General features: G+C 40.4%; 11 protein-coding genes. 8 read left to right on the forward strand and 3 right to left on the reverse strand.

The window, feature by feature from the left end; genetic code table 11:
- The first annotated feature begins 1 nt into the window (after window position 1).
- From moaC to tatC, 4 genes are read left to right on the forward strand one after another with little or no spacing between them, the layout of a single operon-like run.
- On the forward strand, window positions 2–514 hold the full coding sequence (moaC, locus tag MHI44_RS14890; RefSeq protein ID WP_047182181.1) for a cyclic pyranopterin monophosphate synthase MoaC: 513 nt from the start codon (window positions 2–4) through the stop codon (window positions 512–514).
- A complete protein-coding gene (locus tag MHI44_RS14895; protein ID WP_003234073.1) occupies window positions 511–1,158 on the forward strand; it encodes a redox-sensing transcriptional repressor Rex in 648 nt (215 codons plus the stop codon). Before moaC ends, MHI44_RS14895 begins: the two co-directional genes overlap by 4 nt.
- A 21-nt stretch (window positions 1,159–1,179) precedes the next feature.
- Window positions 1,180–1,353, forward strand: a complete 174-nt coding sequence (gene tatAY, locus MHI44_RS14900) for a sec-independent protein translocase protein TatAY (protein WP_003234072.1) — start codon at window positions 1,180–1,182, stop codon at window positions 1,351–1,353.
- Between the two features lie 6 nt (window positions 1,354–1,359).
- Window positions 1,360–2,124, forward strand: a complete 765-nt coding sequence (tatC, locus tag MHI44_RS14905; protein ID WP_015252680.1) for a twin-arginine translocase subunit TatC — start codon at window positions 1,360–1,362, stop codon at window positions 2,122–2,124.
- Between the two features lie 232 nt (window positions 2,125–2,356).
- On the opposite strand, the gene MHI44_RS14910 is transcribed toward tatC, so the two are convergent.
- Both MHI44_RS14910 and MHI44_RS14915 read right to left on the reverse strand, forming a co-directional pair.
- The gene (locus MHI44_RS14910) at window positions 2,357–2,548 is read right to left on the reverse strand and encodes a YdiK family protein (protein WP_003225680.1); all 192 of its coding nucleotides are present in this window, start codon (window positions 2,546–2,548) and stop codon (window positions 2,357–2,359) included.
- A complete protein-coding gene (locus tag MHI44_RS14915) occupies window positions 2,545–3,279 on the reverse strand; it encodes a type II CAAX endopeptidase family protein (RefSeq protein ID WP_285300193.1) in 735 nt (244 codons plus the stop codon). The genes MHI44_RS14910 and MHI44_RS14915 overlap by 4 nt, the downstream gene beginning before the upstream one ends.
- A 238-nt stretch (window positions 3,280–3,517) precedes the next feature.
- On the opposite strand from MHI44_RS14915, the gene groES reads away from it, so the two are divergent.
- From groES to MHI44_RS14935, 4 genes are all read left to right on the forward strand, one after another.
- Window positions 3,518–3,802, forward strand: a complete 285-nt coding sequence (groES, locus tag MHI44_RS14920) for a co-chaperone GroES (RefSeq protein WP_003155970.1) — start codon at window positions 3,518–3,520, stop codon at window positions 3,800–3,802.
- A 46-nt stretch (window positions 3,803–3,848) separates the two neighbouring features.
- Window positions 3,849–5,480, forward strand: coding sequence for a chaperonin GroEL (groL, locus tag MHI44_RS14925; RefSeq protein ID WP_003234067.1), 1,632 nt, complete (start codon window positions 3,849–3,851; stop codon window positions 5,478–5,480).
- A 336-nt stretch (window positions 5,481–5,816) separates the two neighbouring features.
- Window positions 5,817–8,132 carry a glycoside hydrolase domain-containing protein gene (locus MHI44_RS14930; RefSeq protein WP_326214479.1) on the forward strand — a complete coding sequence of 772 codons (2,316 nt, stop codon included), beginning with the start codon at window positions 5,817–5,819 and terminating at the stop codon, window positions 8,130–8,132.
- Between the two features lie 1,690 nt (window positions 8,133–9,822).
- Window positions 9,823–10,212 carry a hypothetical protein gene (locus tag MHI44_RS14935; RefSeq protein WP_024573002.1) on the forward strand — a complete coding sequence of 130 codons (390 nt, stop codon included), beginning with the start codon at window positions 9,823–9,825 and terminating at the stop codon, window positions 10,210–10,212.
- Window positions 10,213–10,408: 196 nt separating this feature from the next.
- On the opposite strand, the gene gutR is transcribed toward MHI44_RS14935, so the two are convergent.
- Window positions 10,409–12,886, reverse strand: coding sequence for a glucitol operon transcriptional regulator GutR (gene gutR / locus MHI44_RS14940; RefSeq protein ID WP_339202295.1), 2,478 nt, complete (start codon window positions 12,884–12,886; stop codon window positions 10,409–10,411).
- Window positions 12,887–13,016: the final 130 nt, after the last annotated feature.

Consider the following 13,016-nt stretch of genomic DNA (forward strand, 5'->3'; position numbering starts at 1 on the left):
TATGAATGGATTTTCTCATTTTAATGAACAGGGCAGAGCCCAGATGGTGGATATTAGCGAAAAATCTTCGACTGTCCGTACTGCGGCGGCTGTTTCAAGCGTACACATGAAGAATGAAGTGTACGAGAAAATACAGAGTCACGATATCGGCAAAGGAGATGTACTGGCTGTCGCACAGGTGGCAGGCATTATGGCCGCAAAGCAAACGTCGAATATCATTCCGATGTGCCATCCGCTTTCATTGAGCGGGATAGATATATCGTTTGACTGGAAAATAAAAGAAGCAGAAGTTATACTTCATATAAAAGCACAGGTCAAAACGAAAGGGAGTACAGGTGTGGAAATGGAAGCGCTCACTTCTGCATCGGTGTGCGCTCTTACCGTTTACGATATGTGCAAGGCCCTTGATAAGGGGATGGTCATCGGCCCTACTTTCTTGCTGGAGAAGACAGGCGGGAAAAACGGTGACTTTAAAAGAGAACTATCCGAGTATAATTTGGAGGACCAAAAATGAATAAGGATCAATCAAAAATTCCGCAGGCGACGGCGAAACGGCTGCCGCTTTACTATCGCTTTTTAAAGAATCTTCATGCGTCAGGAAAACAGCGTGTATCATCCGCTGAACTCAGTGATGCCGTAAAGGTTGATTCTGCCACGATTCGGAGGGATTTTTCCTATTTTGGAGCTCTTGGCAAAAAAGGATACGGATATAATGTGGATTATTTGCTGTCTTTTTTCCGGAAAACGCTTGATCAGGATGAGATGACAGACGTCATCTTGATTGGTGTCGGGAACTTGGGAACGGCATTTCTTCACTATAATTTCACAAAAAATAATAACACAAAAATTTCTATGGCTTTTGATATAAATGAGAGTAAAATAGGAACTGAGGTAGGCGGCGTGCCCGTCTATAACCTTGATGACCTTGAACAACACGTAAAAGATGAATCAGTTGCCATTCTTACAGTGCCAGCAGTTGCCGCTCAATCCATTACAGACAGATTGGTCGCATTAGGAATCAAGGGAATCCTTAATTTTACGCCGGCCCGTTTGAATGTGCCGGAACACATTCGAATTCATCATATAGATTTAGCAGTTGAGCTTCAGTCACTGGTTTATTTTTTGAAGCATTATTCAGTTTTAGAGGAAATCGAATAGAGGGAAAGGAGGAGCCCAAATATGCCGATCGGTCCTGGAAGCCTTGCTGTTATCGCAATCGTTGCTCTGATTATCTTCGGTCCCAAAAAGCTGCCTGAATTGGGTAAAGCAGCGGGAGACACACTTCGTGAATTCAAAAACGCTACAAAAGGATTAACGAGTGATGAAGAGGAAAAAAAGAAAGAAGATCAGTAAGTTAGGATGACACGAATGAAAGTGAATCAAATGTCGCTGCTGGAGCATATTGCTGAGCTTCGAAAACGGTTGCTGATTGTAGCGCTGGCGTTTGTCGTTTTCTTTATTGCTGGATTTTTTTTAGCGAAGCCGATTATTGTGTATCTGCAAGAAACAGATGAAGCGAAGCAGCTTACGCTTAACGCGTTTAACCTGACAGACCCGCTTTATGTGTTTATGCAATTTGCGTTTATCATCGGCATAGTCCTGACCTCGCCGGTTATTCTTTATCAGCTTTGGGCTTTTGTGAGTCCGGGTCTCTATGAGAAAGAGCGCAAAGTAACGCTCAGCTACATTCCGATCTCTATTTTGCTGTTTTTAGCGGGCTTATCTTTTTCATATTATATTTTATTTCCTTTTGTTGTTGATTTTATGAAGCGGATTTCTCAGGACTTGAATGTCAATCAGGTGATCGGAATTAATGAATATTTTCATTTTCTTCTGCAGCTGACGATTCCGTTTGGACTGCTGTTCCAAATGCCGGTCATCCTCATGTTTTTGACCAGGCTCGGAATTGTGACACCGATGTTCTTGGCGAAAATCAGAAAGTATGCGTATTTTACGCTGCTGGTGATCGCAGCCCTGATTACACCGCCTGAGCTTCTGTCCCATATGATGGTCACAGTCCCGCTTTTGATTTTATATGAAATCAGTATCCTTATATCGAAGGCCGCCTATCGGAAAGCGCAGAAAAGCAGTGCTGCCGATCAGGACGTGTCTTCGGGGCAATAATAAAAAATCCATTTCTCATGAGAGAAATGGATTCAGCGTGTTGACAAACCCCCCGCATTCGTTGTCAAGCCTGTGCGTTGGTGCTCACGAATGAAAACATTCGCTCCGCTCCGATGCTCGCCTTTCCTAGACTTCAAGGGTTTTCAACCACGCTGAAAATGACAAAATCCTAAAACGAAAGCCGTTTTAGGATTTAATTTGAATCCATTTCTCATTTAGAAATGGATTTTCTTTATTTTTGGTTCTTTTTGATTTTAAATGAAAAGGCGAACATCTTAAAAGAAATGCTGATGTTGTAAGCGGCGAACACCATCAGCAGGATGGAGTAAAATGACCACATGCTGCCTGGCGAGCTTGCGGCAAGATAAGTAAAGATGCACCCTACGGCAAAGTAGATCATTCCCCAAACTACCGGGTTTCTCATAAAAATAATCCTCCAATAATCAATTGCATTTGTGTGCTCTGCTGTTCAAGGTAATTCCGAACAGGCTCAAGCTGCATGATGACGACGAATGTATTCATCATTAAATGGGCGAAAATCGGCACCCATATCCGTTTTGTTCTCGCATATAAAAAGGCAAAGGTAAAACCCATTGCTGTATATAGAAGGAGATGCTTCAAATCAGCGTGAACAATACCGAAGATAACCGAGCTGATCAGTCCTGCGAAAAAGAAATTCGTTTTTTCGTAGAGCGCGCCGAAAATGATTTTTCTGAAGATGATTTCTTCTAATATAGGCCCGATGACGGAAGAAACGATAATCATGATCGGGACTGCCTGAATGACATCCAGAATCGCTTGTGTATTTTCTGATTCTCTTCCGATGCCAAAAACATAATATTCAATAGAGCCTGCTATTCCTTGAGAGAAAAGGGCAATGAAAAAACCGGCTATCGCCCAAAGGATAGAGAGTCCGATTGAGTCCTTCTGTCCGTTTCGCAGCGTTTCTTTCGGAACGGTTCTCAGAATGAGCAGAACAACAACGAGACAGGCGATAAAGCTGATAACGGACCATAATCCTTGTGCATGCAGCATATTTTCATCTGTAGGCTGTCCTCCGGCATAACCGAATTTAAATAACAAGGGAATCGCGATTAATGCGGAAAACTGCATGATGATATATGTCAAAATAATAAACCAATACTGTTTTCTCAAATGGTATGTACTCCTTTGTTAAGTGGGTTTCGTTCATCTACAGCTATTGTAACATAATCGGTACGGGGGTGAAAAAGCTAACGGAAAAGGGAGCGGAAAAGAATGATGTAAGCGTGAAAAATTTTTTATCTTATCACTTGAAATTGGAAGGGAGATTCTTTATTATAAGAATTGTGTTAGCACTCTTTAGTGCTGAGTGCTAAAATTACATATTCATACTATTGAGGAGGTTATTACATTGTTAAAGCCATTAGGTGATCGCGTTGTCATTGAACTCGTAGAATCTGAAGAAAAAACTGCCAGCGGAATTGTGTTGCCGGATTCTGCAAAAGAAAAACCGCAAGAAGGCAAAATCGTGGCAGCTGGTTCAGGTCGCGTGTTAGAAAGCGGAGAGCGCGTTGCTTTAGAAGTAAAAGAGGGCGACCGCATTATCTTCTCAAAATACGCAGGTACTGAAGTGAAATACGAAGGTACTGAATACTTAATCTTACGTGAAAGCGACATTTTAGCTGTTATTGGCTAATTCTTAAATAAACAATACTTAAAACATTTGAGGAGGTCTTGTAAACATGGCAAAAGAAATTAAGTTTAGTGAAGAAGCTCGCCGCGCAATGCTTCGCGGTGTCGATGCACTTGCTGATGCTGTTAAAGTAACTTTAGGACCAAAAGGACGCAACGTGGTTCTAGAGAAAAAATTCGGTTCTCCGTTAATCACAAATGACGGTGTAACAATTGCTAAAGAGATCGAGCTAGAAGACGCGTTTGAAAACATGGGTGCTAAGCTTGTTGCTGAAGTAGCCAGCAAAACAAACGACGTTGCCGGTGACGGTACAACAACTGCGACAGTTCTTGCGCAAGCAATGATCCGTGAAGGCCTTAAAAACGTAACAGCAGGCGCTAACCCTGTAGGCGTGCGTAAAGGTATGGAACAAGCTGTAGCGGTTGCGATCGAAAACTTAAAAGAAATTTCTAAGCCAATCGAAGGCAAAGAGTCTATCGCTCAGGTTGCTGCGATCTCTGCTGCTGATGAGGAAGTCGGAAGCCTTATCGCTGAAGCAATGGAGCGCGTAGGAAACGACGGCGTTATCACAATCGAAGAGTCTAAAGGCTTCACAACTGAGCTTGAAGTTGTTGAAGGTATGCAATTCGACCGCGGATATGCGTCTCCTTACATGGTAACTGACTCTGATAAGATGGAAGCGGTTCTTGACAATCCTTACATCTTAATCACAGACAAAAAAATCACAAACATTCAAGAAATCCTTCCTGTGCTTGAGCAGGTTGTTCAGCAAGGCAAACCATTGCTTCTGATCGCAGAAGACGTTGAAGGCGAAGCACTTGCAACACTTGTTGTGAACAAACTTCGCGGCACATTCAACGCAGTTGCTGTTAAAGCTCCTGGCTTCGGTGACCGCCGTAAAGCAATGCTTGAAGACATCGCTGTCCTTACTGGCGGAGAAGTCATCACAGAAGATCTTGGCCTTGACCTGAAATCTACTCAAATCGCTCAATTGGGACGCGCTTCTAAAGTTGTCGTTACTAAAGAAAACACAACAATCGTTGAAGGCGCTGGCGAAACAGACAAAATTTCTGCCCGCGTGACTCAAATCCGCGCTCAAGTGGAAGAAACAACTTCTGAATTCGACAGAGAAAAATTACAAGAGCGTCTTGCTAAACTTGCTGGCGGCGTAGCTGTCATCAAAGTCGGCGCTGCGACTGAAACTGAACTGAAAGAGCGTAAACTTCGCATCGAAGACGCCCTGAACTCAACTCGCGCAGCTGTTGAAGAAGGCATCGTATCCGGTGGTGGTACAGCGCTTGTAAACGTATATAACAAAGTCGCTGCAGTTGAAGCTGAAGGCGATGCTCAAACAGGTATCAACATCGTGCTTCGCGCGCTTGAAGAGCCAATCCGTCAAATCGCACACAATGCTGGTCTTGAAGGATCTGTCATCGTTGAACGCCTCAAAAACGAAGAAATCGGCGTAGGCTTCAACGCTGCAACTGGTGAATGGGTAAACATGATCGAAAAAGGTATCGTTGACCCAACGAAAGTTACACGCTCAGCTCTTCAAAACGCTGCGTCTGTAGCTGCAATGTTCTTAACAACAGAAGCCGTTGTCGCTGACAAGCCAGAAGAAAACGCTGGCGGCGGAATGCCTGATATGGGCGGCATGGGCGGTATGGGTGGTATGATGTAATCAAACGGCGAAAACCCTTGATATACCAAGGGTTTGAGCGTTTTTCATCACCCGTGCACAAATAACAAAAAGATAACATTCATTGAGGATGCTTCCAAAAGTCTACTGGACTTTAGAGGAAGCATCTTTTTTATTTATAAGGTGAAAAGTAGGTATATATTTTATTGTTGACTCCGCTTACTTTTTCAATAATTGCAGGTATTAATTTAAAATGTCTTGCAAAAAAGCTTATTGATGAAGTTTGCCATATTATGATGAAACCCTTCTCAACTGAGAAGGGTTTTCTTGTCATACGCTTGCCACCTAGATATGAATACTATGAAAGAGGTGACCATAATGGATGAAATGATTCAGAAAGTACAACTATGGGTAAATGCTGCTTATTCAGGAAAGCCTGGCTTCGTTCCAGCTCCTGAAAGTGGGAAAACTGGTTGGTCCACGATGTATGCTTTAACTAGGGCTTTGCAGATTGAACTTGGAATCTCTACACCTGCTGATAATTTTGGACCAGGAACTGAAGTGGCGTACAAATCATGGGGAGAAATGGAAATTGGGCGTGTGCCTACTGATGACAAAGGAAAAAGAATTGTACTAATTCTTCAAGGAGCAATGTATTGTAAAGGTTACAATCCAACTGGATTTACAGGAACTTTTGGAGAAGGGACTAAAGCTGCAGTAATTAAATTACAAACTGATGCGGGACTGCCTATTCGTGACGGGAAAGTTTATTCCTATATATTTAAAGCATTTTTAACTATGGATGCTTATGTGCTCACATCTGGTGGTAATTCTAGAATTAGAGAAATGCAAAGAGATCTTAATTCAAAATATTACAAAACATCTGGAGTCCAACCATGTGATGGTTACTACCAAAGAGGGACTAATAAAGCTTTAATATACGGTATTCAAACAGAAGAGGGAATTGCTCCCTCTCTACAAACGGGATCAATAGGGCCTTCTACGACCAACCTTTTACCAACTCTGAGCATAGGGAATACTAATGCAAACTTCGTTAAGCTCCTTCAATATGCATTATATGTAAATGATTTCAATCCAGGAGATTTCAATGGACAGTACAGCACACTATTAAAAAATGTAGTAAGTGAATTCCAACAGTTTGTTAAGTTGCCAGCCGATGGAGTTACAGGAAAACAAACTTGGCTTTCTTTGTTGCAGAGTAAAGGAGATCCTAATCGCAAGGGAACAGCTTGTGATTGTATAACAGAAGTTACGCCTGCTAGAGCTAAAGCTTTAAAAAATGCAGGCTATGAAACTATTGGTCGTTATCTTGTAGACATTCCAGGAGGATTGGAGAAAAAAATAAAACCTGGCGAATTAAAAACTATTTTTAATGCTGGTTTAACTGTTTTTCCGATATATCAAGCTTATGGGAATAATTCAAGACATTTCAGTGAAGCTCAAGGGAAAAGAGATGCTCAAGATGCTTTTACAGCTGCCAAAAATTATGGATTTAAAAATGGAACAACAATATATTTTGCCGTGGATTTTGACGCTTTAGGAGATGATATAACTAACAAAATTCTTCCACACTTTAAGGGTATTAATGAACAAATGAAATATCTGGGGAACCGTTACAAAGTTGGAATATATGGAGCCCGGAATGTTTGCAGTCAAGTATCGGAGAAAGGTTGGGCAACAACCAGTTTTGTAAGTGATATGTCCACGGGATTTAGTGCAAATTTAGGCTATCCATTGCCAAAAAATTGGGCATTTGATCAAATTTCAACTATTAGTGTTGGTTCAGAAGACAGTAAAATTGAAATAGACAATAATATTAAGTCGGGACTGGATAATGGGGCTTCAAGTCTTGATTTCTCAACTGATCTCAATCAAGAGCTATACAAGCAATTATATGAAATTCAACTTTTAGGACTTCAATTTACAAACAATGACATTAATCAAGCGAATAAGCTTACAACCAACTATTATCGCCGCAAAAGATATGAATCATTAATATGGACATTAACTTCTGGACAATTTGATAAAGACTTTGAGGAGTATGTTATTAATGCTGTAGGAGAAAATAGTTTTGTCTATGCAACTGATCCCGTTTCAAAATCTGAAGTTATTGATTTTCCTCATCTTATGGCTACATTATCTGCTTTATTGTATGCGAATCTTCCGTTAGTTGGAACTACACAGCAAGATTTAGCAGGGTGGGGTGGTGATTTATTTACTGTTGCTGCAGATGTATATAAAAATAGAGATAAGTATAGCGGCGACAATGAAACAAGAACATATAAAGCTGCTTACGACTTGATTGGTACAAAAACATCGGCTGGTAACTTTGATAATTCGGATTTCCTTGGAGATATTGATGCTATTAACATCTCACAAATTTTATTTAATAATGACACTAAGCCAATTTTAAATGCAGTTCAAGAGTATTATAATAGTCTTGTTTTCTCAAGATATAAGCTATTTTATAAAAATAAATTTAATAGTAATGAAAATAATTTGAGACTGAATGCGAGTAATATCATGATTGGAGATAATCCTGATATTACAGCGGCAAGGGTAGCCCTAAGGGGTTCAATGCAAATGGAAGTCCCTTATTATACGAAAGAAGAGGGAGAAATTATTGCAAATGCTTTTGCTGATAAAATACTAGACCTTGTAGCAAGTGAATAGAAAACTTAGAGTAGAGTACCATACATCTCAAAAAATATGGTACTCTATATTTTAAGATCTTAAGAATATACAACAAATTATAAGTTAAAATTTCTTTTTGATTTAATGGAAGGAAAGAGAAAGGGGGAGACATGAGGAAATATTTAGGGATAGTGTCATTTATCATCCTGTTATTCACATTGTGTTTTCTACCCCACATCCATTGGGCGCTTGGAATTCTTGGAATAGTTGTGGGGAGTATTCTAGCATTCAAAGCACCTAAAGGGATTGCTAAGTATCTTTCTATTTTTATCCTAGCACTTTGTATTCTTTTACTCTTATTATTGATTGTAGCAGGCCTTTTGATGGCGGGTTTAGTGGGGAAGTAACGATAATAGGGCGTAACAGATGATTTCTTGAATTTGAATATCAACGACGATATAATATTCTGCACCGCTTACTATAAACTGGAAGAAATACACTAGCTTTATAAAAATACAACCAACTTACAAGATGTTTTTGATAAAATTTTACTTTAGGCCATCAATCATAATATAATGGGCGGACATGTCTTCACTTATCTTAAAGCCAATGTCCAACAAGAGTAAATGCACAAGGTAAACAATCGAAAAGATACACAAAAATCACATACACAATAACTGACCGAAAAGGCTATCGATGATATAGATCAATTCTAAAATATGTTCAATACCCGCTGCTTTAGAACCGCACAAAGTCAAAGAACTGTCGAAAAGTCATCACCCAGCATGTATGAGAAGACCATAAGAAAAGAAGAGGTTGGAAAAAACCAATTTAAAGTCTCAGGAAAAAATTCTATGAAAAAATAGCGCGCATTTTGCAGGTGAAAACAATCACTTGTTCTTTATTACGAGCAGGCTAATGAAATGTGTGCGAACAATTTCTTCCTCACATCCGCCTAACGTGATTACTCACATCCGCCTAACGTGATTACTCACATCTCCCTAACCAAGCAGATCTTAGTATATGGGAGCTTTTTTCTGTTTCAATTAAAGAAATCTTTATAAAACAAAAAGGCTTGTGGAGAAATTGTTTCTATACAAGCTGAGTTTACCAATTTGGGTTTTATTGTACTAAGTTCCGTTTAATTGAATGACTCTAGATATACCGAAGTATGGCTGTTGATTTCATCCGAATGCTAAGATAACATTTATTCATGAATTTAGATACTTATATGTTTTAGGAATTCTTCTGTATTATTTTTTTAGCATGTATTTGCAATTTAACTTTGAAAGCAGGTATAAATCTGTTAAAATCCATTTTTGTTTAAAGATATTATTACAACTCAGAAATACTCTATATTAAGGTTCATGAAATATAAGAAACCTATAAATTTAATTTTTTCAATAGAGAGCATGAGGAAGTAGTGGGTAAATTTTCGAAATTTATAAAAGTGTATTTGTCTAGCACTTTCTTTTATTCGTGTATATGGATTTATTGGACACCTCGTCAAAGCTTTATAGATGATACTTCAAATTTTAAGCTTCATTTCAAATAGATTAAAAGCAGATTTTGTTCAAAAAGAATCTTAAGTTTGCATTAATATCGATATATTTCTACCAAACTTAATTATATCCTAGAAGAAAGATGTGGAAAAACCTTCGTTTTTTTAGAAAAATATGTTATTGTAAGTGTGGATTTAAAATAGTAAAAGAGAAGAGGAATTCTAAAGATGAAAAAGTTAGTAATGATCCTGTTTACAGCAGCTCTTTTAGGGGTTGTCATTTTTGCAGGTGGGTCAGAAGCCTTAGCTATGGATTCGAAAGGTACAATCAAATTTAAAACAGATGCTAATACATATACGAAAAGAGCTACTTCTATTGTGGTTACTGGTACTCTGGCTAGGGATTTAGATAATGGTTTTGCAGTAATTTTATCAAACAATAAAGGAAAAGAAATAACCAGAAAGCAATTCTGGCATAGTATTGGTTCACGCAATTTTCGTGTGAGTTTTTCAACGAAAAATCTTCCAGCAGGAAAGTATGATGTGCATGTTGCACAAGATTGGGGAGGAAGATATTGGTCAGGTGAACTAAAACATTATATTACAGTACAGCATTAATGCTGATGTAATAAGTATTAACCATTTGTTGTTAAAAAGTTCACTTTTGAATTTGTGTTCTGTGAAATGTTTATTTATTCAAAAAAGGTAGCTTAATCAGTTGCTGTACTGATAAGATACCTTTTTTATCTTTAATAACAACCAGGACATGGGTATTTTTTAAAGCTCATACAACTAGCTACAATTTATTTATCTTTTAAAAGACAATATCCAATCGTTCCACCTCTCCCCGAATCCCAATCGCAGGCTCCCACGAATCAATCAAACGAATCGCTCTCTGATTAGATTCCATCGCTTTCGTTTTCTCTCCTTTACGGTTCAACAGCTGCGCCATCCCGTAAAAATAATAGATCAACTCAACCTGATTGGCGTTATGTTTGTCATAGAGCATTTGCTCAAAGGCTTCTTCCGCTTTCTCAAACTGGTCACACTTCACATAAGCAACACCCAAATTGAAATAGGCTTCTATCGTTTTTTCGCCGCCGTACGTGGAGCTGATCTCATTTGCCGCTTCGTATAGTTGAATGGCTTCTTCATCAAGGTCTCTCGCAAAGCTTAGGTCTCCGCGAACCAATAGAACCCTGTGTTGAATCGTAGGGGAAATCGGTTGATTTTCGATTTCGTTTAAAATGGTCTCTGCTTTTTCCTGTTGCCCGTCTTTTAAAAAAAGCCTTGCTTTGAGTGCGTGTCCCCAAACCTTTAGATCATAGGCATCGTGAACGTCTGATTGTTCCAGAATCCTCAGCCCGGCTTCAATTTGCTGTAAGGCCCTGTCTAAATCATTGACTTCCATCAGAGCCCAGCCTGCTGTGTCGATTCGGAAGTACGCTTCTCGTATGTGTTGGCCTAATTGATGGGCGGCGTCGGCGGCTTTGCGCCCGTATTCGATTCGCAGGGGCAGGTTGATTCTGCTTAGAAAATGGCTGATGCGGGTGATGAGTTCGATTAGGATTTCTTTTTGATCGGTTTCACTTGCCCATTGGATGACCTTTAAGATGTTTGGCCATTCTTGTTTCATTTGATCTAAGTTCCGTCCCAGCAGGTAGCTCCAATAGATAGAGTTGGGCTGTTCCCGCTTTAAATGGGTTTCGGCATAATCAATATAATAGTGAGCCCAGCGATTGCGGGCTTCTTTTTCATATTCGTGCTGTTCGGACAAGTGCTGTTCTCCGTAAGCGACAACGGTTTGGTGCGCTAAGTATTGTGTCCTGCCTTGGCTTCGTTCCGGCTGAATCAGCGCATATGACCGCATTTGCTCCATAGCGTAATGAAAACGGCGGGCGTCTAATCCGGCTGCTGCCGCCAAGCTTTTTTCATCAGGCGGCTTGCTGAAAAAGCAAAGCGTCTGCCAGAGCTTTCGCGTATCTTCATTGCATCTATCCCAGGTGCGGCCAAAGAGGAATTCAAACAATTCCAGCAGTGAGTAGCCTGCTTTTCCAAGCTCATGAATCAGCTGCTGAGCGGGGATGTCATCGTCTGACATATAGGCAATGCTGAGTGCCATGGCTTTCGGGTTTCCGGCAGTCGCTGAAATGAATTCGTTTTTCAGGTCAGATGATAGATGTAACAGCTGCTCCAGCTTTTCCCGTTTATTTTGAATGTTGCATGTTTGTAAGCATCGGTGCACTTCTTGCTGAAAAAAATCCAAGGCATCTGTTTGCTCAAGGCCGCTCAGCTGAATAGCTGTCATTTCTCCGAAGCTTTCCCGATAGGTTTGCTTTACGTTTTCCCGCGCTGTGAGGAGAACTTTCACGCCTTGCGGAAGGCTGGTGATAAATTCATGAATGTCACGTTCTGCAGTATCAATGCTGTCAACAATCAGCAGGATCGGTTTTTCTCTTGTGTAATTGGCTAACGCATTGCGGACGACGAATCGTTTTTCATTGATTGATTTATCGATTTGTTCTGTGCGTCCGAGCTGATAGGCGATCGTATTTAAAAAATCGCTAAAGCTCAATCCTTTCCAATCAGCGCTGACCCAAATGATACTGTTGAACGCCAGCCAATCTGAAGTATCGTCGACACAGGAATAAGCGGCTTCAAGAGCGACTGTGGTTTTACCCATACCAGCCCAGCCGGTGATTAAACAGACTGGTGAAGGAGAAAGCATCCATTGCCGTATCGCTTCCATATCAAAGCTGCGTCCGATAAAGCGTCCGGACCAGCGTGAGGGTAAATTATGCGTGATAGGCTGTTCTGTAAGCGCATTCGTTTCATGGCCGGGTCTGTCATGAAACAGCCGTTTTACTACATTTTCAATTTCGTCTTCACTCGGAGCCCCGAATGATCCGTCTTTTCGCAGCGTTTTCGCTTTTTTCAAACAGGATGTTGCCCATACAGGCAATGCGGGTTTGATGACTGGGATAGTGGTGGCTTCCAGCAAGTCGGTCAACCACTCGATATCCAAGTCGGTCTTTTCGAGAATGATCCAGATCATTCCGAACAGTTTTCCGTCGTCGATTCTCCCGGGAATATAGTTTGCCCCCATCTGTCCAATCCAGCTTTTGATCGTGTTAGAGGAAACCCCCAGCTGGAGCGCGATTTTATCTATGTAAGACTGCCCTGTTTTTTCGTTCTTTTTCCTTCTGACTTTATAATCAGGATGAAGTTTTAGCGTTTTGACGCCAGGTGCCAGCAGTTGTGCAAATTGTTTTCGGTTTTCAAGTTCAGCCATAAGCCTGCACCTCCTATTAGTACTATTTTATCAATCCAGCGTTTTTTGTATATGAAAAAATAAAAGTACAGTGCCGCTGTCCTTTTATACAGCAGGAAAGGCTGTTGAACGTATTGAAAAGCAGATAAAA

Origin of the sequence: Bacillus sp. FSL K6-1366, assembly GCF_037976695.1 — a bacterium.
Classification (GTDB): domain Bacteria; phylum Bacillota; class Bacilli; order Bacillales; family Bacillaceae; genus Bacillus; species Bacillus subtilis.